The sequence below is a fragment of the Bradyrhizobium sp. AUGA SZCCT0222 genome (assembly GCF_018130205.1).
GTDB lineage: Bacteria > Pseudomonadota > Alphaproteobacteria > Rhizobiales > Xanthobacteraceae > Bradyrhizobium.
On record NZ_JAFCLX010000041.1, the window covers coordinates 1 to 24,991 of the forward strand.

The 24,991-nt window shown below is 62.4% G+C and carries 24 protein-coding genes; 12 read left to right on the forward strand and 12 right to left on the reverse strand.

Translation table 11 applies throughout. The annotated features are described in order from the left end of the window. Positions 1-472 precede the first annotated feature (472 nt). Complete coding sequence (locus JQ629_RS27920; protein ID WP_212415345.1) at positions 473-973, reverse strand: YybH family protein; 501 nt, start codon at positions 971-973, stop codon at positions 473-475. Between the two features lie 113 nt (positions 974-1,086). Between JQ629_RS27920 and JQ629_RS27925 the strand changes: the two genes are divergently transcribed. The 3 genes from JQ629_RS27925 (at position 1,087) to JQ629_RS27935 (ending at position 4,572) form a co-directional block, all read left to right on the forward strand. Continuing rightward, positions 1,087-1,986, forward strand: a complete 900-nt coding sequence (locus JQ629_RS27925; RefSeq protein WP_212415346.1) for a LysR family transcriptional regulator — start codon at positions 1,087-1,089, stop codon at positions 1,984-1,986. A 267-nt stretch (positions 1,987-2,253) separates the two neighbouring features. Beyond that, positions 2,254-2,931, forward strand: coding sequence for a PilZ domain-containing protein (locus tag JQ629_RS27930; RefSeq protein ID WP_212415347.1), 678 nt, complete (start codon positions 2,254-2,256; stop codon positions 2,929-2,931). Between the two features lie 132 nt (positions 2,932-3,063). Continuing rightward, complete coding sequence (locus JQ629_RS27935) at positions 3,064-4,572, forward strand: FAD-dependent monooxygenase (protein WP_212415348.1); 1,509 nt, start codon at positions 3,064-3,066, stop codon at positions 4,570-4,572. Positions 4,573-5,144: 572 nt separating this feature from the next. On the opposite strand, the gene nirK is transcribed toward JQ629_RS27935, so the two are convergent. Further along, complete coding sequence (gene nirK, locus JQ629_RS27940; RefSeq protein ID WP_212415349.1) at positions 5,145-7,229, reverse strand: copper-containing nitrite reductase; 2,085 nt, start codon at positions 7,227-7,229, stop codon at positions 5,145-5,147. A 590-nt stretch (positions 7,230-7,819) separates the two neighbouring features. Between nirK and JQ629_RS27945 the strand changes: the two genes are divergently transcribed. The 3 genes from JQ629_RS27945 (at position 7,820) to JQ629_RS27955 (ending at position 9,555) form a co-directional block, all read left to right on the forward strand. After that, positions 7,820-8,545: an HpcH/HpaI aldolase family protein gene (locus JQ629_RS27945; RefSeq protein ID WP_212415350.1), complete on the forward strand. Its 726-nt coding sequence runs from the start codon at positions 7,820-7,822 to the stop codon at positions 8,543-8,545. 87 nt (positions 8,546-8,632) lie between these two features. After that, a complete protein-coding gene (locus JQ629_RS27950; protein ID WP_212415351.1) occupies positions 8,633-8,785 on the forward strand; it encodes a hypothetical protein in 153 nt (50 codons plus the stop codon). Between the two features lie 473 nt (positions 8,786-9,258). Then, entirely contained in the window at positions 9,259-9,555 is a 297-nt protein-coding gene (locus JQ629_RS27955) for an HU family DNA-binding protein (protein WP_192737043.1), read from the forward strand. Positions 9,556-9,594: 39 nt separating this feature from the next. Here JQ629_RS27955 and JQ629_RS27960 read toward each other — a convergent pair whose 3' ends face one another. From JQ629_RS27960 to JQ629_RS27970, 3 genes are read right to left on the reverse strand one after another with little or no spacing between them, the layout of a single operon-like run. Next, positions 9,595-10,008 (reverse strand): Rieske (2Fe-2S) protein, encoded by a 414-nt coding sequence (locus tag JQ629_RS27960; protein ID WP_212415352.1) that lies wholly within the window; start codon positions 10,006-10,008, stop codon positions 9,595-9,597. Further along, complete coding sequence (locus JQ629_RS27965) at positions 10,008-11,111, reverse strand: amidohydrolase family protein (protein WP_212415353.1); 1,104 nt, start codon at positions 11,109-11,111, stop codon at positions 10,008-10,010. Before JQ629_RS27965 ends, JQ629_RS27960 begins: the two co-directional genes overlap by 1 nt. A 54-nt stretch (positions 11,112-11,165) precedes the next feature. Next, on the reverse strand, positions 11,166-12,293 hold the full coding sequence (locus tag JQ629_RS27970) for an amidohydrolase family protein (RefSeq protein WP_212415354.1): 1,128 nt from the start codon (positions 12,291-12,293) through the stop codon (positions 11,166-11,168). Positions 12,294-12,491: 198 nt separating this feature from the next. Here JQ629_RS27970 and JQ629_RS27975 point away from each other — a divergent pair, with 198 nt between their 5' ends. Both JQ629_RS27975 and JQ629_RS27980 read left to right on the forward strand, forming a co-directional pair. Next, a complete protein-coding gene (locus tag JQ629_RS27975; protein WP_212415355.1) occupies positions 12,492-13,472 on the forward strand; it encodes an MBL fold metallo-hydrolase in 981 nt (326 codons plus the stop codon). A 3-nt stretch (positions 13,473-13,475) separates the two neighbouring features. Then, entirely contained in the window at positions 13,476-13,958 is a 483-nt protein-coding gene (locus tag JQ629_RS27980) for a CinA family protein (protein WP_212415356.1), read from the forward strand. Between the two features lie 204 nt (positions 13,959-14,162). Here the strand turns inward: JQ629_RS27980 and JQ629_RS27985 are convergent, their stop codons facing one another. Beyond that, positions 14,163-15,014: an HD domain-containing protein gene (locus JQ629_RS27985; protein WP_212415357.1), complete on the reverse strand. Its 852-nt coding sequence runs from the start codon at positions 15,012-15,014 to the stop codon at positions 14,163-14,165. 266 nt (positions 15,015-15,280) lie between these two features. Here JQ629_RS27985 and JQ629_RS27990 point away from each other — a divergent pair, with 266 nt between their 5' ends. Beyond that, positions 15,281-16,174, forward strand: coding sequence for a hypothetical protein (locus JQ629_RS27990; protein WP_212415358.1), 894 nt, complete (start codon positions 15,281-15,283; stop codon positions 16,172-16,174). A gap of 394 nt (positions 16,175-16,568) precedes the next feature. Beyond that, entirely contained in the window at positions 16,569-16,886 is a 318-nt protein-coding gene (locus JQ629_RS27995; RefSeq protein ID WP_312011116.1) for a hypothetical protein, read from the forward strand. Between the two features lie 178 nt (positions 16,887-17,064). Here the strand turns inward: JQ629_RS27995 and JQ629_RS28000 are convergent, their stop codons facing one another. Next, a complete protein-coding gene (locus JQ629_RS28000) occupies positions 17,065-18,375 on the reverse strand; it encodes an HlyD family type I secretion periplasmic adaptor subunit (protein WP_212391742.1) in 1,311 nt (436 codons plus the stop codon). Continuing rightward, positions 18,372-20,117, reverse strand: a complete 1,746-nt coding sequence (locus JQ629_RS28005) for a type I secretion system permease/ATPase (RefSeq protein WP_212415359.1) — start codon at positions 20,115-20,117, stop codon at positions 18,372-18,374. The genes JQ629_RS28000 and JQ629_RS28005 overlap by 4 nt, the downstream gene beginning before the upstream one ends. Positions 20,118-20,533: 416 nt before the next feature. On the opposite strand from JQ629_RS28005, the gene JQ629_RS28010 reads away from it, so the two are divergent. Next, the gene (locus tag JQ629_RS28010; RefSeq protein WP_212415360.1) at positions 20,534-21,490 is read left to right on the forward strand and encodes an AraC family transcriptional regulator; all 957 of its coding nucleotides are present in this window, start codon (positions 20,534-20,536) and stop codon (positions 21,488-21,490) included. A gap of 110 nt (positions 21,491-21,600) precedes the next feature. Here the strand turns inward: JQ629_RS28010 and JQ629_RS28015 are convergent, their stop codons facing one another. After that, positions 21,601-21,864 (reverse strand): GlsB/YeaQ/YmgE family stress response membrane protein, encoded by a 264-nt coding sequence (locus JQ629_RS28015; protein ID WP_212268002.1) that lies wholly within the window; start codon positions 21,862-21,864, stop codon positions 21,601-21,603. Between the two features lie 202 nt (positions 21,865-22,066). Here JQ629_RS28015 and JQ629_RS28020 point away from each other — a divergent pair, with 202 nt between their 5' ends. After that, on the forward strand, positions 22,067-22,240 hold the full coding sequence (locus JQ629_RS28020; RefSeq protein WP_192737029.1) for a hypothetical protein: 174 nt from the start codon (positions 22,067-22,069) through the stop codon (positions 22,238-22,240). Positions 22,241-22,396: 156 nt separating this feature from the next. Here the strand turns inward: JQ629_RS28020 and JQ629_RS28025 are convergent, their stop codons facing one another. Genes JQ629_RS28025 through JQ629_RS28035 form a run of 3 tightly spaced genes read right to left on the reverse strand, consistent with a single transcriptional unit; the run spans position 22,397 to position 24,980 of the window. Continuing rightward, a complete protein-coding gene (locus JQ629_RS28025; RefSeq protein WP_212415361.1) occupies positions 22,397-23,377 on the reverse strand; it encodes an ABC transporter ATP-binding protein in 981 nt (326 codons plus the stop codon). Continuing rightward, a complete protein-coding gene (locus JQ629_RS28030) occupies positions 23,374-24,786 on the reverse strand; it encodes an amidase (RefSeq protein WP_212415362.1) in 1,413 nt (470 codons plus the stop codon). Before JQ629_RS28030 ends, JQ629_RS28025 begins: the two co-directional genes overlap by 4 nt. Further along, complete coding sequence (locus JQ629_RS28035) at positions 24,783-24,980, reverse strand: hypothetical protein (RefSeq protein ID WP_212415363.1); 198 nt, start codon at positions 24,978-24,980, stop codon at positions 24,783-24,785. Before JQ629_RS28035 ends, JQ629_RS28030 begins: the two co-directional genes overlap by 4 nt. Positions 24,981-24,991: the final 11 nt, after the last annotated feature.

A 24,991-nucleotide genomic window follows, 5' to 3' on the forward strand; every position in this document is an offset into this window, starting at 1 on the left:
CGGCCTTCCCTGCGCAATGGCTTTACGGCTTATGCCGTGCTCTCCCCGGAGACGAGTTCTTGGTTGACTCCGTCACCACCGGTTCAGCTTGCGCTTAGCCGACGGCTTGACGCCAGCAACGGGCGCCAGGACCACACGGTTTTGCCGTACGCTTATCCACGCCGTCGTCGAGGCGTAAACCAGCGTCCATCGCAACCCGTCCAACGTCCGTGACGACGGCCGACGCCCTCTGAGTGGGACGGGATGGCTCACATATATGCTGATTTGTCATTCTGGTAAACAGAAATATTTTTTATTTTGGGTCTTGACATGACTTCTGAATAACAGAAGTGACTTGCCCGGCTTCGCCAAGGCTACGCCGGGCACAGCCGTCGGGCTGCTTTGTCGCACCCACCGCATCCGGATTGCCGTTGCGCGTGGCGCGATCTCGATCTGCAGATCGCAAGTAAGTCAGGACATCGATTCAGGGCTATTACCGGGCGGGCGGCGCGAACGGGGCAATCATCGTGTTGTGAAAAGCAGCCACCTGCCACACTCCGCCATCCTTCACGAATACCCGCAGACTCAATTCCTGATGCGCGGGCAGCGATCGCCCGTCTGGAGCAACCAACCCGCTAAGCTCATTGGTTACGTAAGCGAATGCGACATCCGGCTTGATCAGTCGAATCTTCACGTCCATCGTACGCTGGGTGGCATTCCTGGCGCGGGTTGCAAATATCCCCGACAATCCCTTCTCGATTTCGGCTGGCCCGCTCATCACATCGCCGCGAACGGTCACGAGACGCGCATCTTGCGTGTACATGCGCGAAGCGGCCTTGCCGTCATGATTGTTGAATCCCTCCGTCATTTCCACGATCACTTGCCGAATGGCCGCCTCGTTGTCGGCCGCTTGCTGCGCGATAGCGGCCGGCGCCGCGACCAATACCGCCACGCTCACTGCAATCGTGCCGGCCAAGGAAAGATACTGCCTCATTGTTTTGATCCTTATCCCGAAAAGCCCTATGGTCGGACCGTTGATACTATCGGCAAGCGGCCGATTGGAGCCGCAAGTCTGCGCGCCGTGCTGGCAAAAATGCGGGTGGCGGGATGTTCGACTGGAATGACCTGCGATATTTTCTGGCTATCGCCCGCCAGGGCAGCCTGCAGAGCGCCGCCAAGGCTCTCGGCGTCAATCAATCGACCGTCCAACGCCGGTTGCGTGCGCTTGAGAGGGCCATGAACTGTTCGCTCGCGGAGCGGAGGACAGAAGGCTATCGTTTGACCTCGCTCGGGGAGCAACTCCTCAAGGATGCAGAGCCGGTCGAGGCGGCGATCGACGCATTGCAGCGCAGGATTTCAGCGCTCGATCTGGCAGCCGCGGGACACGTCAAGCTGACCAGTCATGTCACGGTGGGGCAACGCATCATCAGGTCTGGTCTTCTCGATCAGTTTCATTTGCGCCACCCCGGCATCAAGATCGAGCTGATCATGGAACAACGGGCGCTCGATCTTTCCAAAGGCGAAGCCGATATCGCGATCCGGGGCGGTGGCGCCGATAACGGGTCATTGGTAGGCAGGAAGATCGCCGATGTACCCTGGGCCATCTTCGGAAGCACGGCCTTCGTTGAACGTTATGGCCGTCCAGCGACACCCGCAGACCTCGACAATTTCAGGATTATCGAACTTGCAGGCGACATCAAGGAATTGCCCGCCGCGCGGTGGATGAAATCGCATGCTCCGAACGCACAAATTGCGGCGAGCTGCACCAATATTCCCAGTGTGCATTTGGCCATCAAATCCGGGGCCGGTCTTGCACCCTTGCCCGCCGTGTATGCCGCGGGAGACGGCGACCTGATCAAAGTAATAGGCTCGATCCCTGAACTGGATTATCCGCTGTTTCTCTTCACCCACAAGGATTTGCGGAAATTGGCTAGGGTGAGCACGGTTTTTGAGTTTTGCCTCCGGGAGTTGAAGCCGGTTCTGACGCGAGGTGAAATGAGGCGCTAGTACCGAAAGCAGTCAGTCCTCGATCGATGCGCCGATCAGGTTCCACTGAGGGAACAGCGGTATTTTTTGCCGATTCCGCCTACCCTTTTACCTCCCCTTCAGGAAGTGCCCTTAAAGGCTACCGCGTCGAGATTGCTTCAGCTCTCCACGAGCGAACGGCGTTTCGCGTGGTGCGCCCGAGGTCGCGAATGGCCGAGGAGCAGCCTATCAAGCTGACAAAGATCAGCGGCCGCTCGAACTCTCCCATTTGCTCCCCAAGGATCCATCGTGCCTGTTAAGGATTTCCTCAGCCAGCGAGCGGTGAACGTCATCGTCGGCGGCAGCTACACGCTGCCGAACTGGTATGACCCGCAGGGCAAGCTTCGCACCTTCGCCTGCCGCACCACGCGCGTGTCGCCGTACCGCATGATTGTCGAGGTGCCCGTGGTCGGCAAGATCGGCGACCGCCTGACGTCGTATTTCCGCGACTTCGGAAGATTCGAGGGCAGCATCAGCGACACGATGAATCGCAGTTTCATGCTCGAGCTGGAGATGACGCGCGAGCGGCGCGAAAAACTCTCTGACATGCTGACCTGGCTGGAGAAGAAGCAGAAAAATCCGACGATGCTGGAGCTGCGAAAGAATGCGCGCTTCGTGCCGCCTAATCCGCATTCCACGCTGACCCTGGCGGATAGTTCGATCCACCCCTGCTTCATCATCGATTGCTCGGTCACGGGCGTTGCGGTGTCGACCGCCGTGCAGCCGCCCGTCGGCATGCCGCTCGCGGTCGGCGCATGCGTTGGGCGCGTCGTGCGGCTGTTGCCCAACGGCATCGCGGTCAAGTTCGTCGAGCAGCAGTCGGTTCGCGATCTCGAGCGGCTGGTTGCCCGAACCGTTCCAGTGGCGGCAAAAACCGTTATCGCCTTGCCCGAACCTGCGGCGGCCTTGAACGCGGTGATGGCTTGAATGGCGGGCTTCTGTCCGCAAAAAGCGGAATACCCAGCCTCCCCACACTGATATGTAGCGCGCAAGGGGCTTGCTTCAAGACCCCGGTCATCCCGTAGAACGTCGGCCGAAGCCAACAGCGGGAGGGACGACATGGGTGCGGCAAAGACCGAGCATGCGGTGGTGATCGCCGGAGGCGGTCCGACAGGGCTGATGCTGGCGGGCGAGTTGGCGTTGGCGGGTATCGACGTCGCCATTGTCGAGCGGCGGGCCAGCCAGGAACTCGCGGGCTCGCGCGCCGGCGGCCTGCATTCCCGCACCATCGAGATCCTCGATCAGCGCGGCATCGCCGACCGGTTCCTCTCGGAGGGACAGACGTTCGGGGTGGTGCACTTCCACGTCCCGCTCGATATCAGCGACTTTCCCACCCGGCACAATTACGGGCTCGGGCTGTGGCAGAACCATATCGAGCGCATCCTGGCCGAGTGGGCCCTTGAGCTGAAGGTGCCGGTCTATCGCGGAATCGAGGTGACGGGTTTCGCGCAGGACGACAGCGGCGTGGACGTCGCGCTGTCCGACGGCACAGCGCTGCGCGCGAAATATCTCGTCGGCTGCGACGGAGGACGCAGCCTGATCCGTAAAGCCGCCGGCATCGCGTTCCCCGGATCGGATCCGACCGTCAGCAATTTGCTCGCCGAGGTCGAGATGGCCGAGCAGCCGAAACTGGGCATCCACCGCAATGACTTTGGCGTCCATTCCTTCGGCAAGGTGAATTACGAAATCCGCGATGGCGAGGTGGTCTTCCTCGATGGCGGGCCGATGCGGGTGATGGTGACCGAGCGCCACGTCGGAGCCGCCAGCGAACCCAGCTTGCGCGATCTCAGCGAGGCGCTCATCGACATCTACGGGACCGATTACGGCATCCACAGTCCGACCTGGATTTCGAGATTCACCGACATGACCCGTCAGGCCGCCTCCTACCGCGACAGACGGGTGCTGCTGGCCGGCGACGCCGCACATGTGCATTACCCGGCGGGCGGACAGGGCCTCAATCTCGGTGTGCAGGATGCGGTGAACCTGGGCTGGAAGCTGGCCCAGGTCGTCAAGCAGACGGCGCCGGAAAGCCTCCTCGACACGTATCATGCCGAGCGGCACCCGGTCGCCGCGCTCGCGTTGCGCAACACGATGGCGAAAGTCGCGCTGCTCCGCACCGACGACCGCAGCAACGCGATGCGCGAGGCCGTTGCGGAGCTGATGGCCATGGACGAGCCGCGCAAGAGGTTCGCCGCTGACATGTCCGGTCTCGGTATTCATTACGACCTCGGCGAGGGACACAAGCTGCTTGGACGCCGCATGCCTGATCTCGACCTGACCACCGCAGGCGGCCCGCTGCGGCTATTCACCCTGCGGCACGATGCCCGGCCGGTGCTGCTCAATCTCGCCGAGCCCGGCAGCTTCGACATCACGCCGTGGGCGGATCGGGTGCAGCTAGTCGACGCCCAGTATGATGGCGCGTGGGAGCTTCCGGCGCTTGGCGCGGTCACCGCTCCCGACGCCGTATTAATTCGGCCCGATGGATATGTGGCCTGGGTGGGGGATTCGACCCAGATGGGACTCGCCGACGCGCTGACCATCTGGTTCGGACCACCTGCCGCGGCGTAGCCGCATACCCGATCATTCAAGGTTAGTAGCGACGATAGCCCCGATGATATCCATAACCGCGACGTACATACGGGCGGCGGACGACGTAGGCTCCTCGCCGATACACGGGCGCTGTGCGAACGCAGCCGCGTGCACCGCAGACCACTGCAACACTTTCGACATTCGAAGGCTGGAGCTGTCCCAAGGGGGCGAGCGGAATAGCCGAAGCGGTTCCGGTCGAAAGCGCAGCGCCGGCTAAGGTGGCCAGTGCGAGAAATGCGAATTTGAGCTTCATCTGGTTTTCTCCCTTTGAGTATGTAGTCCACAGCAGCGCATAGGTTCCTCTGCGAACGAAGGCTGAGTGTGAAATGCGGCGCAGAGTCGGCCGGCTCTTGACACCCACCAGAGAACTGGCCGGGTCCAGGAATTCCGACTACTGACGCCTTGCTTTGCTCAGATATGACAACAACCTTGACCCGGCCGCCTTGAATATAAGAGACGGTGTCTGCCGCGCCCTGGGCGATCAAGGCGCCAGCAGGATTTCGAGCATCAGCTAAATGGCATGGTTGACCCAGGTCGCGCAGCCATCAGTCTCAATGGCCCGTCCCGGGTTCGATCTTGCCGTCGAAAATTTCCGGGTTGGGTGGCCCTTCAACATGCAACATGCCGACCAGGCCGCGCTCGGCGCGCGACAGGGCATGATCAACCAGCATATAGTTGCCGGGAACCTCGACCTTGAATTCCGTGATGACTGCACCACCCGCTGGAACGGTGACGGTCTGCACGCCACGCAATGGCTCGCTTAGCAAGCCGCCGAGATTGTAGACTCGGTCGAAAATTTCACCGATGACGTGGAAGGAGGACGTGTAGTTGGGTCCGCCGACGCCGAAATAGATTCGAACGGTTTCACCGACCTTGGCCTCCAGCGGATGCAATTTTGAAAGCGCCCCCACCGAACCGTTGAAAACGAAATATTCCGGCCGCTCGTTCAGCAATTTTTCAACACTGAATTCCTGACTGCCGCGATGGCCGAACGGCGCCTCAGTATAGATCTCGCCCTGCATGACGTAGAACTCGCGATCCACCGCCGGCAGTCCGCCTTCTGGCTCGACCAGCATGAGACCATACATCCCGTTGGCAATATGATGGGCCACCATTGGCGTGGCGCAGTGGTAGACATACAGTCCCGGAATAAGCGCTTTGAACTTGAATGATTTCTCCGCCCCGGGATCGACTTGTGTGGAAGCGGCTCCGCCCCCGGGTCCGGTGGTCGCATGGAAGTCGACCGAATGAACCATCGTACTGTCAGCGGAATTCTTGACGCGCACATCCACGGTGTCTCCGACGCGGACGCGCAGCATCGGCCCGGGAACGCGGCCGTTGAACGTCCAATAGCCGAACGTAGTCCCTTCCGCGAGGCGGCCTTCGAGTTCGACTGCGTTGAGTTCGACTTGCACTGTCTGCGGCGGACGTTGGCCGACCGGCGGTGGAACCTCGGTCGATTTCCTCGAGATGTCGGCTTCGACCAGCACCTGATCGGGCAGACGCGGCGTGACGACGAGTTGTCCGCGCATGCCCGCCAACTCGTGACCTGGAACGCTACACAGGTAGGTGAAATCTCCGGCGCGCGTGGCGCGGAACGCGAATGCTGTGCTTGCGCCAGGGCTAAATATACGTGACGACCTTGCATTCTGTTCCGGAAATACGATGTCGTGCTCGGCACCTTCTCCGTTGATCAGGATGATCTGCACCGTCTGTCCCTCCGCGGCTGAAAGAAGCGGATTGACTTGTCCGTCGATGGTGCCGCCGACGCCAAGATAGACCATCCGTCCTTCTGCAATGCCGGTACGCAGTGTGTAGCGGGCCTCCGGCAAATAAACAGAAGCGCGCTGTTCGCCCGGGGCTGGCGGTTGCACCGGCGCAGCCGCCGGCGAGGGCGAACGCTGCGCAACAGCCGGCGCGCCGGCCGGAGACGCGGCCGCAACCAGATAGGCGATCACATCCTTGCGCTCGTTCACGGTCTTCAATCCCGCGAACGGCATTTTGTTCTGCGGAACCAGCTTTGACGGATCAAGCAGATAGGCGTCGAGTGTCGCTGCGTCCCAAGTCAAATTGGCAGCCTTCATCGCAGGCGAATAATTGTAGTTGGGCACCTCGCCGGACTTCTTGCCAATGATGCCGGCGAGGCTCGGGCCAAGGGCGTTCTTGCCGACCTCCAGCGAGTGGCAGGCCTGGCATTTTCTGTAGACCTGGCGGCCTGTCGCCGCATCGCCGTCGACGGCTGTCCCGCCAGCCAGTATTGGGGGTGGCGCGGGAGTAACGGGTTGCGTCGGAGGAGCGTTCGTCGCAGCAGCCCTGAGCGCGGGAGCGCTCGACGGCTGCGTTGGTGCGTGGCCATGCATCTGGTGTGCCGTCGGTCCAGACGACGCCGGGGGGCGGCTTGGCGTCGCCGGGTCCGCTGGTGCTGGGACCGCGGCTGAACTTTGTGGCGGCGCCGCGGAATTCCTGGAAGCAACTGACGCTTGCGGCTGAGAACTGGCGGCGGTGGGCGCGACCGCCAGCGATTCCGGCGGTGTCGATGAGAAAGAAGCTGCGTACAAGATTCCGCCAAGAGCAATACAAAGTGCGGTTATAAGGATGGACCATTCGCGGAGTTTCGCAAGTATCGTTGCCTGCATATGCGATCTCCGTCTGAGCTGAAGATAAGAAAACCCGGTCAAGCAACGACTTCCGAACCACCCTGCTTTTCGACCTCAACGAGATCCGCGCGGGCGCTCAATACCGGTCAAGAAATTCTGGACAAGGAGCCGAATGCTTGCTTGGCGGAAGCGTTACTGACTCGCTGTCACCAACGGCTGCCGTGACTGGGGCGATGGTGGAAGCAGCATGCGCTTCCGGATCCGATGTGGCTGGTCAATATTGACCACTATTCAAAACAAACGAGGAGGTAGCCCAACTTGGGGAAATGGGGGTCATCATATCGGAGGTCCGGCGACCGGTGGTCGGATTATCTTGTCAGCTTCCATCGTCAGCGGACATCCGCTCAAGCGACGGTTTACGCCGGCTGCGTACAAGAACCCGCCATTCCGGACGGCAGCATTGATAGGAACTGCGGCCGTGCGTAAAGTTGCGTCAACGCCTGTGCCCGGCTGCGTTGCCGTGTTCGCCATGCCGGGCGCTTGAACAATAAGAACCCTCGGAGGAAAATCCGTTGCGCCCAAATCCATTGAAGCCACGGCTCGCGGCGGGGGGCTGTGCGTTCGGAACGATGACGTTCGAGTTCTTCACGCCCGGCTATCCTTCGATCTGCCGCGAGGCCGGCGCCGAATTCATCCTCTATGACATGGAGCATTCGGGCGTCGGTTTCGAGACTGTCAAGGCGCAGTTCGCATTCTGCCGCGGGCTCGATCTGGTGCCTCTCGTGCGCGTTCCCTCCGGCGACTATCATCACATCGCCCGCGCGCTCGACATCGGTGCGATGGGCATCATGGTGCCGATGGTCGAAACATCTGAGCAGGCCAGGGCGATCGTTGGTTGCACGAAATATCCGCCCACCGGGCGTCGCGGCGCCGCGTTCAATGTCGCGGCGCATGACGACTATGCCGGCGGAGCCGAGACCGACAAGATCGCCGAGGCAAACGCGCGCACGATGGTGATCGCGCTGGTGGAGACCGCTGATGGTATCGCGAACGTCGATGCGATCGCGGCGGTCGACGGCGTCGACGTGGTCTGGCTCGGCCACTACGATCTGACGAACTTCATGGGCATCCCGGGCCAGTTCGACCATCCGAAATTCCTTGGCGCTGTCGATAGGCTGGTCGAAGCCTGCGAGAAACACGGCAAGACACCAGGCTTCCTCGCCGGCGACGAGAAGTGGGCGCGCGATTTCCGCGCCAAAGGCTTTCGCATGATCGCCTACGGCGTAGATACGCTGTTGATGCAGTGCGCGCTCGCCGACGGCATCAAGCTGCTGCAGGGGACGTTGAAGCCATAGCGGCCAGGGCGACGGTTCGGGACGGTTCGCCGCAGTTCGACGAACTCCGCCAATTTCGGTGGACAACGGGATAGAGCAGATCAAGCAATGGGTGTGTTTACCGAGGAAGTGACGACGACCTTCGAAGGACATCAGATCGCATGCAGCGCGGTCCCGGATATGGAGAAGGCGGGACGGATGATCTTGAAGCTGTACATCGACGGGCAGCTGGTTGAATCATCCTCCGGTGTGTCTCTTTAAACCCGCACGGCCTTGCTGTGTGGCGCGTTGAAGACGGGAGAGGCCAACCGGATTGTGGAAATTTATGCGTCCGGATTTTTCATGAAGCGATTGAATATCCATGTCGACGGCAAGCACATAGCGCGAAGCTAACGACTGTTGCCTGCATCTGTCATCGCGACAGCGGGATTTTGTTGTGTCATTGCAAGATGATCCGGGCAGAGTTATCAGCGCCTGACCTCGCAGGACGCCAGTGGTATCAGCGACTTTACCAGCCTCCTGCAGGTGCCGATCGATCCGGAAGCGGTTCCCCACAGGCCGATCTACGCCTTGCGTTTTGGGCGTCGATAGGTTTTAAGCCCGGTAGCTTTCATGACCGCAGCCATGAACGGGAAGCGATTTGCGTGGCCTTGCCGCGCTCCAGACCGAGTTATGCAACCAGCGTAGCGCGTGCGCTTCAATCCGTTCTCCCCCACACAGAAAGGTAATTTTCAATGGCCAAGATGACCAAGACTCAGTTGATCGATGCAATCGCAGAGGGAACGCAGCTTTCCAAGAATGACGTCAAGGCCGTCATCGAGCAAATGGCCACCGTCGGCTACAAGGAGCTGAATGAATCCGGTGAGTTCGTCATTCCCGGCTTCGTCAAAATGTCTGTCGTGAACAAGCCGGCGACTGAAGCCCGCAGCGGCATCAATCCGTTCACGAAAGAGCCGATGGAATTCGCGGCCAAGCCGGCCAGCAAGTCGGTCAAGGCGTCGCCGCTGAAGGTTGCCAAAGACGCTGTCTAGGGATGACGAAGCGGCCGGCGTTCACGGGAACGGCGGCCGCTACAGATCGACCACCACGTAGTCGCTCTCGACCGAGACCGCGATGGTCTCCGCCACATACGGCCCCTTCACCACGCTGGTGCCAGGCTCGACATTGACGGGATAGGCTTTGACGCGGAAGCGTTTGGGGTCGCAGTAGGACTGGCCGGTGCGGATATCGAATTCCCAGCCGTGCCAGGGGCAGCGGATGATTTCTCCGAGTTTTGTATACTCGATCTTGCCGGGGTCCGAAGATGTGGCGAGCCCGATCAGCGGTCCCTCGCATAGCGCCGCGCCTTGATGCGGGCAGCGGTTCAACAGGCCGAAAAACTCGCCCTTGACGTTGAAGATCGCGATCGGCCGCTCGTCGATGGTGAGGAATTTTCGTGTCCCCGGCGGCAACTCGTCCACCGGGGCAATGACATGCCGGGCCATCAAGTTATCCCGTACAGCTTCTTTGCATTGTCGAGATAGAATGCCTGCTTGTTGGCGTCGCTGACGCCGGGGGGCAGCACGCGCGAGGGCTCGTCGAAATCCCAGTGCGGATAGTCGGTCGCGAACAGCAGTTTGTCCCAGCCGATCCATTCGATCAACTCGAACAGATGCTCGCGCCGTTCCGGATCTTCCATCGGCTGCGTGGTCCACCAGATGTGATCGCGGATATATTCCGACGGACGGCGCTTCAGATGCGGCACCTCGCTGCGCAGCCGGTCGAAACTCTTGTCCAGCCGCCATGAAAGCGACGGCGCCCAGCCGAAGCCGGCCTCGATCATCACCATCTTCAGTTTGGGATAGCGCTCGAACACGCCCTCGAGCACGAGGCTTGCGAGCGCGGTCTGCTGGCACTGCGAATGGCCGACCATCTCCTCGATGTAAAAGCTCGGCCAGCCGGAAGCCGTGATCGGATTGCCGCCGAAGCCGAAGGCGTGGACGCCGACGGGAAGGCCGATCTCCTGCGCCGCCTCATAGATCGGCCAGTAGCGGCGCTGGCCGAGCGGCTCGACATTGCGGCTGAGCAGCAGCACCTGCACGAAATTCTTGTCGCCGGCGCGCTTGCGGATCTCGGCGGCGGCGGTGGGGCCGTCTTCATTGCCGACGACGATCGAACCTTTGAGACGCGAATCCTTGCTGGTCCATTTCTCGATCTGCCAGTCGTTGATCGCGGTCGCCAGCGCCGCGCTGAGATCGTGGTTACGCAGGCCCTGCCCGGTGTCGAGCGGGTTGAGCACGCCGAGCGTGACATTGTAGGGGTCGAGCAGCTGCTTCTGCATGAACGACAGCGAGGAGCCTTGCTTGCCGCCTTCCGGCGGATAGGCGTCGCGGCGCGAGGCATTCGGCTGCGCCTTCGGATAGGGCGGCCCTTCCATCATGCCCTGATAGGCGTGCTTGCCGTAGGTCTCCAGATGCGAATGCCAGCGCTTTGCCAGGAACGGATAGAGCTCGGTCCCGGTGGCGCGCGCGGGATGAATGTCGCAATCGGCGATCGCGGTCTTGACGCTGACAGACGCTGACGGCTCGGTGCGGAACTGCACATTCATGGCGTTGCCTCCACTAGAGTTTGATCCAGCTTCGCTGGATTAAACTCGTCGCTGTTATTTCGTTTGGGCATGATCTTGTCCGAAAACCGGATTCCACTTTTCGGGATCATGCCCCCGCGCGGGCTGCGTTAGACGAGGATAGGTCGCGTGCGGATTATCGATCATGATCTTGCGCACAAGACCTTCCGAAATTCCCTCCGGCAGCACCTCGTCGCCGTCGAATTGCCAGTGCGGATAGTCGGTCGAGAATAGGAGCAATTCGTCCGACTGCATATGGTCGAACAGGCGATTTAACGTGGCGGGATCCGGCGGCGCGTCGACCGGCTGCAGCGAAAAGCGGATGTTGCTGCGCACAATTTCCAGCGGCGCGCGGTCGACCCAGGGCGTTTCCATCCGCACCCCGCGCCAGAACTTGTGCAGCCGCCACAGATATGACGGCAGCCAGGTGAAGCCACTTTCCAGCATCACCATTTTCAGCTTCGGATGCCGGGCGAACACGCCCTCGACGATCAGGCTGGTCAACTGGGTTTGGAACGCCTGCGCTTGGGCAACGTAATCCTCGACATGATAGGAACCCCAGCCGACCGAGGTCGGCGGGTTGTGATAGGCGCTGCCGGCGTGGATGCCGATGGCCAGCCCGAGCCGCTCGGCGGCGGCATAGATCGGCCAATAGGCGCGTTTGCCGAGCGGTATGTCGCCCATCACAAGCATCAGCACCTGAACGAAACGCGGGTCTTTGGCACAGCGCTCGATCTCGGCGACTGATTTTTCCACGCTCTGGGTCGGGATCACGATCGAACCGCGCAGGCGGGAATCCTTGTCGAGCCACTCTTGCACCAGCCAGTCGTTCAGCGCGCGGCAGAAGGCGTCCTGCATGTCCTCGGAAAACACCATCTGCACGCCATACAAGGGATTGCAGATGCCGTAACTCACCTGAAACCGATCAAGCGCCTGCTTTTGCATATCGCTGAGGCTGGAGCCCGGCTTGCCCTGCGCCGGACGCCAGTCGGGGCGCGCGCTGATCGGCGAATTGGCCGGATAGGATTGCGACACCAGATCGGTCATGCCGCGCGTCGTCACCTGGTCGCGCCAATAGTCGTTCATGTACGGGAGCAGGCTGGTCAGATGGGGCACGGCGGGATGCAGGTCGCAATCCACACCGCCTGCGATCGGTGACGTCATGACGTTTCCTTTGCCCAAGTTTCCTTGCCCATGTTTCCTTGCCCGGTTTCCCGTGCACGGCCGCGGTCTCACGGCATCTTGTAAGCCGCGCCGCTTGGTTCTTTGGCCGCATTCAAGCAGGCTGGCCGGTGCGCCGCAACTCGGCAAACGCTAGCCCCCTGTGCTAGGAAAACATGGGTCGGCCCTTAGGAGATTTTGATGATTCGGACTGGAAGCACGGCGGTTGCCATCACCCTTTTGCTGGCTGGCGCGGTAGCCGCGCAGACAGCGCCCCCTGCCCCGCCTGCCGCACCCCCGCCGGTCGATTTCTCCAAGGTCGAGATCAAGACCACCGACCTCGGCGACAACGTCTACATGCTCGAGGGCCAGGGCGGGAACATCACGGTGGCGGTGGGCAAAACCGGCATCATCATGGTCGACGGCCAGTTCGCGCCGCTGCACGACAAGATCAAGGCCGCGATATCGACCATCTCGAACCTGCCGATCAAATATCTCATCAACACGCATTATCACGGCGACCACACCGGCGGGAATGAAGCCTTCGCCAAGGACGGCGTCACCATCGTTTCCGACGTCAACGTCAAGATTCGCCTGGCGGAGGGAACCACCAACGGCCTGACCGGCGTCAAGACGCCGCCCGCCGCGGCCGGCGCGCTGCCGAAAAAGACCTATGCCGGCGGGACGCTCAAGATCCGGCTTCCCGGCCGCGTCGCCGACCTCAGGCACATCGCCCACGCCCATACCGACGGCGACACCTATGTGTGGTTCAAGACCGCCAATGTGCTGTCGACCGGCGACACTTTCACCAATGGCCGCTATCCCAACATCGACTTCGCCAATGGCGGCAATATCAAGGGCATGATCGCGGCGGCCAACGCCTATCTCAAAATGACCAATGCCAAGAGCCGCATCGTGCCGGGCCACGGCCCGATCGCCGACAAGGCAGCTCTGACCGAGTATCGCGCCATGCTGGTCACCGCGCGGGACCGCATGGCGAAGCTGGTGAAGGAAGGCAAGAGCGAAGACGACGTGGTGGCCGCCAAACCGTTCGCCGATCTCGACAAGAAATGGGCGCCGACGGAGCTCGCCTCCACGAACTTCATTCGCGTCGTCTATCATTCGCTGGCGGACAAGCCCGACAAGAAGTCATTGCTGAAACAAATGCTGCGCCGGAGTTGAGGAATGAAAGAGCTCGTAACGATCGCCGAGAAGATCGCCGTCAAACTGATCGAGCGAAAACAAACGATCGCGATCGCGGAATCCTCGACCGGCGGCCTGATCTCGGCGGCGCTGCTGTCGGTGCCCGGCGCATCCGCCTATTTCCTCGGCGGCGGCGTGGTCTACACCCGCGACGCGCGGCGCATCCTGATGGATATTTCCGATGAAGCGATGAAAGGCCTCCGCTCGGCGTCGGAGCCCTATGCCAAACTGCTGGCGAGCCAGGTGCGCCAGCGCTTCGCCACCGATTGGGGCCTGTCCGAGACCGGCGCCACGGGACCGACCGGCAACCGCTACGGCGACGCCGCCGGCCACAGCTGCATGGCGGTCGCGGGCCCGCAGAATGCAGTGTTCACGCTCGAGACCGGCAGCGCGGACCGGCAGGCGAACATGCAGAAGTTTGCGAGCACGGCGCTGGGCCTGTTGTTGGAGAATGTGTCGCGATAACCACCATCGTCGTCCCGGCCTTGAGCTCAGATGCGCAATTGCGCATCGGGGGACCCATACCGCGTGATCTCTCGATGAAGCCTCGGTAGCAGAGGCCTTTCGCAAAACTTCTCCCTGTGGTTATGGGTCCCGGCCCCCCGTGCGCCATTGCGCACTAGGCCGGGACGACGCCGGAATATCCGCCAGGCCATGATCGCGCGACGCTTATCGCTGCGGTCCCGACAGATTCACCTCCCGCTCCGCCCGGAACACGTTGCTGTGCAAATTGGCGATCCATTGCCGGCCGCTGGAGGTGACGTTGAGATAGCGGATCGCAAGCTGGATCTGCGGCGCGACGTTGGTCCAATAAAACTGCGGAAATCGATAAACGATGTCGGCGGGCGTCGCGTAGCCCAGCGTCTTGTTCAGCCCGATCTCCTCGAACTCGTAAAACAGCGCATTCGACTTGCGCATGTAATTGGGATCGCCGAGCTGGCCGATCAGATCGGCCGCGCGCAGCAGCAATCCCTCCTCCTCGTTGAGGTCATCACCATCGTTCGGACTCGTGGCGTAGGGAAAACGGGTGTATTCGATCGCCCGGGAAATCCGGGCCGCGTCGATTTCCTCCACGGCATCGAGCCGCTCGATCACGAACAGCTTTGAGCGGTCGACATGGTAGGGCGCTAGCGCGGCGTCGGACGATCCAACCGGAAGATGGACCTTGCGGCCGCTGAGGTCTGCAACAAAGGCGTCATCCTCGTCGCCCTGGACGACGCCGCGGACATATCCGATATCATGGGCGAGGCAGGCCATGATGAAGTTGGCGTAATCGTCGGCCGTGGTGGCGCGCGCCAGCGCGCGGCCGACCAGGATGTCGTGGCCCACCAGCGTCACCAGCATGGTGTGCTCGATGTTGTGATACAGCGCATCGCTGTTGCCGATGCACTCCAGGGTCAGCCGCGCGGCAAAAGGCAGTAGTTTCGTCAAATCGGAATGCGAGGCGCCGAACCGTCCCTCGGTTTCCCGTGACAGGAACGAACCCAGCGCTTGCGCGGTCAATTGGGGGATTGTGATCATCTCGGCACCCGCTCCCGTCTATGGTCGCGCCGCGACGACGGCCTGCGCCGCAGCATCCCGGCTTTCCGATCGCTCACTTATCGAAGGCTATCCTATCACCAATCCCTGCGCGACCGGCTGGGTATATCCGCCGCACCCTTTGAAATGTCTGATCGGCGATGCCCGTGATGCGCTCGGGGAAGATACCTGCTCTGCCGTCGCGGCGACGGCTGGATCATGGCGCCGCGCCTGACTATAATCCGCTGAAACATCCAGGGATCGCAGCCATGCAACAGCCGTTCGACCGCGCCGCAGAAGACCTCGGCAACTCGATCCATTTCGAACATGTCAATGTCTTCGTGCCCGATCAGCGGCTGGCGACGTTGTTCTATGTCACCGGGCTCGGACTGACACGCGATCCCTATCTGATGGTGTCGGACAGCAACATGTGGGTGAATGTCGGCAGGAGCCAGTTTCATCTGCCTGATGGTGAGGCACAGGTGCTGCGCGGCCATACCGGCATCGTCATCTCCGGCCGCGAGGCGCTGCTCGAACGGCTGGCGTCGGTCGCCAAAAAGCTCGAAGGCACCAAATTCGCGTATCGCGAACACAATGATCATGTCGAGGCGATCTGTCCCTGGGGCAATCGCGTGCGCTGCTATGAGCCGGACGCCGCGCGCTTCGGCCGCATCACGCTCGGCATTCCCTATGTCGAGTTCGACGTGCCGGTTGGGACAGCGAAAGCCATTTGCGGCTTCTACCCCGAGATCATGGGAATGCCGGCCGAATTAAAAAACGGCGACGGCACCACGGCGCGCGTCAAGGTCGGCAAGGATCAATATCTGCAATTCCGCGAGACCGACCGGAAGCAGCCGGAATTCGACGGCCACCACGTGCAGATCTACATCACGAATTTCTCGGGCCCCTACCGCAAGCTCCTGGAGCGCAATTTGGTCTCGCAGGAAGACAACCCGTACCAGTACCGGTTCAAGGACATCGTCGACCTCGACAGCGGCAAGCATCTGTTCACGGTCGAGCACGAGGTACGCAGCGCCACGCACCCGATGTTCATGCGGCCGCTGGTCAACCGCAACCCGGCAGAGACCAACCGCACCTACGCGCCCGGCCACGAACAATGGGCCTGGGCGATGGGACCGGACGAATATGACAGGCGGTCATAGCCGTCGTCCCGGCGAAGGCCGGGACCCATACGCCGAGTCCCATCGTTGGGCAGTGGCGTTAGATACCTTCCTTGAATTACTGGCGCCGCGGAGTATGGGTCCCGGCATTCGCCGGGACGACGACGGTTTATAGAGCCAGGACGGCAGGTTTCACTCGAAACTCGACCCTATTAACGTTACATCTTAACCAATCATTAAGTATGCGTTTGCGGGCCCGAAAGGCCCGACCTAGCGTGCATCAGGGAGCGGCTTGGGGGAGCCGCCTGGAAACCAACGATTGGTATGTGCCATGGCGTATAGAATGCATTCGGCGCTTGTCGCGTCTCTCAGCGCAGCCGCGCTTTTGTTAGCCGCGGGCGATACGTTCGCAAGATCAGGAACAGCGCCAGGTGGCGTGCGTTCGGGGTCTCATTCGCCGGCCGCCCACGGTTTCGGACATCACCGCCGGCACAATGTCGGGACCTACTGGCCGGGAGGCGGCGGCTATTACTATTCGCCCTCTAACGGCGAGACTGTGGTCGAGGCGCCCCAGTCCACCACGCGCGACATCCGTTACACCTATACTTATGACGTGCCCTGGGATTGGGCGCATCGCTATCCGCCGAACGTTGTGCCGTCCGACCGGCCCTATGTGTCGAGCTGCTCCTCGGAGCCCGTCACGGTTCCCGGACGCAACGGCCAGACGACCATCAACATCACGCGGTGTTATTGATAGGCCATCAGTGTCGTCCCGGCCTAGTGCGCAATTGCGCACGGGGGCCGCGACCCATACGCCGTGTCGCTCGCTTTAAGGGACGCTGTTCGACGAATTTTGCAAACCACTAAAGCCTGTGGTTATGGGTCCCGGCCTTCGCCGGGACGACGAGATCCACCAAAACCGGGACGACGAACTACTTCTCCCTGAACGAACGCATCAGCTGATCGCTCAGCGGCTTCATCAGATACGAGAACATGGTGCGGTCGCCGGTTTGCACGAAGGCTTCCACCGGCATGCCCGGGATCAGCTTGTTGTTGTCGCCGAGGCGGGCAACTTCTTGCGGCGGCAACGAAACGCGGATCGTGTAATAGGTTTGCCCGGTGCGCTGCTCGGTGGTGACGTCGGCCGAGACCCTGGTGACCTTGCCGTTCAGTTCCGGCGTGGTGTGCTGGTTGAAGGCCGATAGCCGCAGCAATGTCTTCTGGCCGATCTGCAGCTTGTCGATGTCCTGCGGATTGACCTTGGCCTCGACCGAGAGATCGTCGGCCTGCGGCACGATCATCATGATGGCGTCGCCGGCGGTGATCACGCCACCGACGGTATGCACCGTCGATTGCAGCACCATGCCGGCCTGCGGCGCCCGGATGTCGATGCGGCGGAGCTGATCTTCCGCGGTGACCTTGCGCTCGACGAATTCGCCGATCTTGTCGTTGGTCTCGCGCAAATCCTTGGAAACCTCGCTGACCAGTTCCTTGTCGATCTGGATGATCTGCAGCTCGGTCTCGGTGATCTTGCCCTTGGCCTGCGCGCGCGAGGCGATGTATTGCGCGCGTTCGCCCGACAGGCGGGCGGAATCGCGCTCCAGCGTGGTCAGGCGCGAGATCTGGATCAGGCGCTGGTCGTAGAGCTGGCGGACGCCGATCAGTTCCTTTTCGACCAGTGCGATTTCCTTGTCCTTGGCTTTCTCCTGCGCCGAGAGGCCCTCGATTTCCTCATTGAGTTGCATGACCCGCTCGCGCAGCTGGGCCTTTTGCCCGGCGCGGCCGTGGACACGAACCTCGAACAATTTGGTTTCGCTCGCCATGACGTCCCTGACGTCGGCATCGTCGGCGCGATCGGCCAGCAGCGGGGGAAACTTGATCTTGTCGGTGCCGCGCTGTTCGGCCTCCAGCCGTGCCGCCCGCGCCAACAATCCGTTGAGGGTTTTGACAACGATCGCCAGGCTTGCCTTGACCACGGTCTCGTCGAGGCGGACCACGATGTCGCCGGCCTTGACGGTATCGCCGTCGCGCACCCGCACTTCGCCGACCACGCCACCGGTCGGGTGCTGCACCTTCTTGACGTTGGAATCGACCACCACGGCTCCCGGCGCGATCAGCGCGCCGGAGATCGGCACCGTCGAGGCCCATCCGCCGAATCCGCCCACCAGCACCAGCATCAGCGCCAGGCCGACAACCAGATGCGACCGTATCGAACGGCGGGCGCCTTTCAACTCCTCGCTCATGATTTGGCTCCAGGGGCAACGATCTTGATCGGCGCGGGCGGCGGCGGGACGGCGCGCTGCAGCACCTGGCCGAGAACGGTTTCCTTCGGCCCGAACGCCTGCATGCGGCCGTCCTTCAGCACCAGTAATTGGTCGACCGCCTCGATGCCGATCGGCCGGTGCGCCACCACGATCACGATGGCGCCGCGCTCGCGCGCGGCGCGAACGGCACGGGTCAGCGCCTCGTCGCCCTCGGTGTCGAGGTTGGAGTTCGGCTCGTCGAGTACGATCAGGAAGGGATGGCCATACAGCGCCCGCGCCAGCCCGACGCGCTGCGCCTGCCCGGCCGACAACGCGGTCCCCTGCTCGCCGATCTGGGTGTCATAGCCCTCGCGCATCTTGATGATCATGTCATGCACGCCGGCCTCCTTGGCCGCGGTGATGATCGCATCCGATTTGGCGTCGGGATCGAAACGGGAAATATTATGGGCGATCGAGCCGGCGAACAATTCGACGTCCTGCGGCAGATAGCCGACGTGACGGCCGAGCACGTCGGACGACCATTGATCGAGCGCGGCGCCATCGAGCCGCACCTTGCCGCGCACCGGCATCCAGACGCCGACCAAGGCACGGATCAGCGACGACTTGCCCGATCCACTGGGCCCGATCACACCGACACCGGTTCCGGCCTCGACCGCAAAAGTGACATCCTGGACGATGACCCGCTGATCGCCGGGCGGCACGATGGTGACGCCCTCGACCGACAATCGCTTCGACGGGCTCTGCAGCAAGGTTTGGGTGTTCTGCGCCGGTATCTGTTCGAGCAGCTTGGTGAGGCGATGCCAGCTCTGGCGCGCCGCGACGAAACCCTTCCAGTGCGCGATCGCCAGATCGACCGGCGCCAGCGCCCGCGCGCTCAGGATCGAGCCTGCGATGATGATACCGCCGGACGCCTCCTGATGGATCACCAGATAGGCACCGACCGCCAGCACCGCCGATTGCAGCATCATGCGCAGCACCTTGGCGATTGCGCCGAGGCCGCCCGCGACGTCGCTGGCGCGCTGATTGCCGGCCAGATAGGTCTCGTTGGCTTCGGTCCAACGCTTGGTCAGCCGTCCGGCCATGCCCATCGCGACCAGCACTTCGGCGTTGCGCCGGCTGGTCGCCGCCAGATCGTTGCGCCGCGCCGCCAGCATCATGGCGTCTTTGGCCGGCTGGCGCGACATCACTTCGGTGATCACGGTGAGGATCACCAGGATGATGGCGCCGACCAGCGCGGTAAGGCCCAGCAGCCAGTGGAATGCGAAACAGATGGCGAGGTAGAACGGCAGCCAGGGCAGATCGAAAAACGCGCCCGGCCCCTGGCTGCCGAGGAAGGAGCGCACGTTATCGAGGTCGCGCAGCGGCTGCAGGCCTTCATTACGGGCGCCCACCATCAGCGGCAGGCGCACGATGGTATCGAACACGCGGGCATTGATGGCTTCATCGAGCGCGGTGCCGATGCGGCCGAGAATCCGGCCCCGGATCAGGTCGAGGCCGCCCTGGGCGACGTATAGTCCCCCGGCGAGCACGACGAGGCCGATCAGGGTCGGCACGCTCCGGCTCGGAATCACGCGGTCATAGACCTCCAGCATGAAAATCGAGCCGGTCAGATACAGCAGATTGATCATGCAGCTCATGACGCCGACGCCGATAAACGCGTTGCGACAGGCGCGCAGCGCAATACCGAGTTCGGACCGCCGGACACCGGGAGCAGCTGCCATCAATTCGTGTCTCTGCAAAAGGGATTAGCTAACGGGCTGGTTCTACCGATGTTTGTGGCCAGCGTCTATTTAAGTCACGTTAACCTGATGCGGTTCATGCCCCCGCCGGCGGCAGGACGTGTCTGGCCGAAACACCGGGAAATGAGCCTGCAGAGCGGGTTAGGCGGGTCCGGCGCGGGGCTTTGCCGGTTCGGCCGTCGCAAAAGGCGCTGGAATCACTGCTATCGAGGCCCGTCCAATTTCGCCGTGCAGGTCGAACACCCACTCCCGGTCCTTAAGGCCGCCTGCCGGCCGCCAGCGGGTTTCGGCGCGGCGCCCGGACCCGCGAATGACCGCGCACCGCCTTACGGACCGTGGTAGGTTCCGCGCCCTGGCTGCACCCGCCGTGCAGGTCTCGACGGAGTTCTCGCGGCCACATGATCAGTTTTGATACCGATGGCTTGCGGCCGGACGAACGCTTCGATCACTGGTGCGAAGTGCGCGCCAAGGGACTGTTCGGCGTCACCATCGAGGTGTCTCGCGAGCGGCGGCCGGATTTCCACGGGCGGTTCTCCGCCTACGAAACGGGTGGCGCGACCGTCGCCGAACTGCAGGCCTCTTCCTACAGGGTCAGCCGCACATGGGCTGACATCAAGCGCATGTCCGGCGACAGCCTCAACATTTTCCAGCAGGTACGCGGCCCCGGCATGCTTCGCGCCGGCGAGGAGCGTGTCCATATGATCGCCGACGGCACGATGACCATCGCCCATTCCGACGTGCCCTTTGCCGGGACCCCAATCCGTTCCGACGGCTTCCATTTCCGCGCGCTGAAAATTCCGGTCACCGGCAATGCACGGCTCGCGGCCGGCGCGGAGAATTTGCTCTGCGAGCCGTTATTGCCGGAGACGCCGGTCGCGCGACTGATCGAAGCCATTTTTGCGGCGATCGTCGAGCAGCGAATAGAGGCGGCCGACGCCGACGCCACCATTCGCCATATCGCGCAACTGGCGCTGCTGGCGCGCGGCCGGGTGACGCCAGGCACGCCGGAAAGCCGCAACGCGGTGCGGCACGGCTATCTGCAGATGGCGCTGGCGTTGCTGAGAAGCCATCTGCTGGAGCCGGATCTGTCGCCGACGCGGGTGGCGCGAGCATTGAATATCTCGGTGAGGCAGCTTCATCTGCTGTTCGAGCCGACCGGGCAGTCGTTCGCGCGGACGGTGCTCGCGATGCGCCTCGCCGAAGCCCGGCGCCAGATGGAATCCATGCCGCTTCGGCCGGTGGCGGAAATCGCCTCTGCCAGCGGCTTCGACAGTCTCGCCACGTTCTACCGCACCTTCCGTCAAACCTATGGGATGGCGCCGGGTGACCTGCGCAAGGATTTGCGTCTCGGCTGAGTTGCTGCCCTAGAGCCTTTTCCGTTCCGATGGAATCGGAACGGGGCTCTAGATTCTCTTTTGACGCGTTTTCTTGACGCGAACCGGTGTCCACTTCGCTCGAAAACGCTCTATCTCCGGCCGCGAACCAGCCGCACCACCAGCAGCAAGATGACGGCGCCGATCACGGCATTGATGATCTCCCTGATCACGCCGGTGCCGATGTGAATGCCGAGCTTGGGCAAAAGAAGGTTTGCAACCAGCGCACCGGCGATGCCGACGAGGATGTCGCCGATCAGCCCAAAACCGGTGCCGCGCACGATCTTGCCGGCCAGCCAGCCGGCGACGAGCCCGATAAACAGGATGACCAAAATGCCCTGGTTGGATACGTGCACCTGAAAATCCCCCGCTTCGCGCGCGTCATCCGCCCCGCGGTTTTAGACTACCGGCAATTCCCCGATGTGACGACCTGAATCTGCCCGCCACGCCGCCTGTGGTGGAACTGTCAATCGCAGTCCGCGTTATCCGGCAATGACGCAACCTGATATTTGGTATGTAAGTTTTGGGCCGGAGCGGACCGACGAGAGTGCGACGAGCATGGTCCGTTCGACCCGCAAATTTAAATCGGAAGTCGACGCCAAGCTGTTCGCGATGCAGATTCTGGCGAAGGGCTGGTCTGCGAGCGCAGGCACGCTCAATCCGCACCAGCCCAAGCAGATCGTGGGGCCCGCCCAGATCGAACAATGGGCGGATCCGGGATTGGGTGGATAGCGCGTTTTCGTCATGCCCGGCCTTGTGCCGGGCATCCAAATCTTCGCTTCATTACCAAGAAAAGACGTGGATGGCCGGGCATAGGCGAGCGGAAGCGACGCCGTCCTTCGGACGGCTATGCCCGGCCATGACGATGCTTTATGTGACTGGGGCCGCTCAGATCGCAGCGATTTCCGCCGGTTCGGCCAGAACGCAGCGCGCGATTCGATCCGGCGCAACCTGCACATTCGGCGGCAGTTGCTCGGTGCAGCGCGGCTGCGCCACGCTGCAGCGCGGCGCGAACGAGCAGTTCACCGGCGCCTTGTCGAGCGACGGCGGCGTGCCCGGGATGGTCTCCAGCCGCTGGCCACGTTTGGCGCCGTGGGTGGTCGATGCCAGGAGCCCGCGCGCATAGGGATGTATCGGCGTCCGAACGATGTCGCGCAGCTTGCCCTGCTCGACGATCTGGCCGGCATACATGACAGCGACGCGGTCGCAGATTTCGATGGCGACGCCGATATCGTGGGTCACGAAGATCACCGACATGCCGAACTCGCGCTGCAACTCGCGCAGCAAGAGCAGGATCTGGATCTGCACGGTGGCGTCGAGCGCCGTGGTCGGCTCGTCGGCCAACAGGATCTTCGGCTTGCAGGCCAGTGCGAGGGCGATCATCGCGCGCTGCCGCATGCCGCCGCTCATTTCATGCGGATAGGCATCGAGGCGGCGCTTGGCGGAGGGAATCCGCACCACTTCCAGCATTTCCAGCGCCCGCGCGGTGGCCTCCTTCTCGCTCTTGCCTTCGTGACGCATCACGGATTCGGAAATCTGCCGGCCGATCGTATAGACCGGATCGAGCGCCAGCGCCGGCTCCTGGAAGATCATCGAGACGGTCTGGCCGCGAAACTTCGACAATTCGTCGTCATCAAGCGCCAGCACGTCGCGGCCCAGAACGTTAACGCTGCCTGAAATCTGCGTCCGCTTCTTCGGCAATAGCCGCATCAGCGCCCGCAGCGTCACGCTCTTGCCTGAGCCGGATTCACCGAGCAGGCCAAGCACCTCGCCCTCGCCGAGCGAGAGCGAGATGTCGTTGACGGCGTGCACGGTGCGCTCGCCGGTGAAGCGGATGCTGAGATCGCGGATTTCGACGAGGTTGGTCATGCCGGTTTGGGTACCTGTTTATGATAGTCCGTGGCGCGCTGGAACGCGGCGCCGATCCGCAGCAGCATCGCCTCGTCAAAGGAGCGGCCGATCAATTGCAGGCCGACCGGCAAACCGCTTTTGGTGAAGCCCGAGGGAATCGAAAGCGAGGGCAGGCCGAGGTAATTGACCGGGCGGGTAAATTTCGTGATCCGCTGGATCACGGCCTCGGCGTCGCGGCTGTTGCCGACATCGCTCTCGGCGATGGTTGCCGCCGGCATCGGCGCGACCGGCGCAATCACGGCATCGGTGCCGGTGACCGCCGCGAGATACGCCGCCAGCGCCGGACCCCGCCAGCGCATCGCTTCCAGATACGACACCGCGGGGATTGCGAGACCATTCTGCAGCCGCATCAGGACCTGCGCGCCGTAATCCTGCGGCCGCTCGATCATCCATCTTTTGTGGAACGCCGCGGCTTCGGTCGCGAGCACAATTTGGCAGGCGGCCGTGAGCTGGCGCTGGTCGGGCAATTCGACCGAGACGATTTCGGCGCCTTCTTTCTTCAGCGTCGCGATCGTCTCATCGAGCACGCGCGCGACTTCGGCATCGAGATCGTCGACATAGAACGCGGTCGGCACGCCGATCCTGAGGCCTTTGAGCGAGCCCTTGGTGGCCGCCATATAGTCCGGCACCGCCAGCGTGGATGCGGTGAGATCATCGGGATCGGCACCCGCCATCAACCCCAGCAGCAGCGCGCAATCTTCCACGCTCTGCGCCAGCGGACCGACGGTATCAAGCGATTGCGACAGCGGCATCGCGCCGGCGCGGCTGACGCGGCCGACCGTCGTCTTCAACCCGGTGACGCCGCAGAAATGCGCGGGCATCCGGATCGAGCCGCCGGTGTCCGATCCCAGCGCCGCAAAGGTCAGCCGTGCGGCGACCGCCGAGCCCGAGCCTGACGACGAGCCGCCGGTGATGTGATCGACATTCCAGGGATTGCGCACCGCGCCGTAATGCGGGTTGTGGCCGGTCGGCCCGTAGGCGAACTCGACCATCTGCAGCGAGCCGAGCCTGATGGTACCGGCGTCCTTCAGACGCTGCAGCGCGGTCGAATTCGTGGTGGCGACGAAGTCGCGGCGGATCTTCGAGCCGCAGGTAACGACCTTGCCGGCCTCGTAATACATGTCCTTGTGTGCCAGCGGCACGCCATGCAGCACGCCGTGCGCATTGCCTTTGGCAAGCGCGGCATCGGCGGCGGCGGCCGCCACCAGCGCCTCCTCCGCCTCGATCGCCATGAAGGCATTGAGCCGTGGCTGCCATTGCGCGATGCGGTCGAGACAGGATTTTGTCGCCTCGCGCGACGAAACTTCCTTGCTGGCGATCGCCTTGGCGACCGACACCAGCGACATCAAGGCGGGTTCGGTGCTCATTTCGACACCCCGGAGTTCTGCGCCAGAAGAAAGCTCGCGGGCTCCAGGTCGAACGGCAGGGTGCCGGCGACCGGCGCGAAGCCTTCGAACGCCGGCCCGATCGAATTGGCGATCCGCTCGGCGACTTCGGCGGTCACCGGCACGCCCGCGACATCGGTCATGACCTTGACCTCTTTTGGACTGGGTTTTGTCATTGCGGATTTGC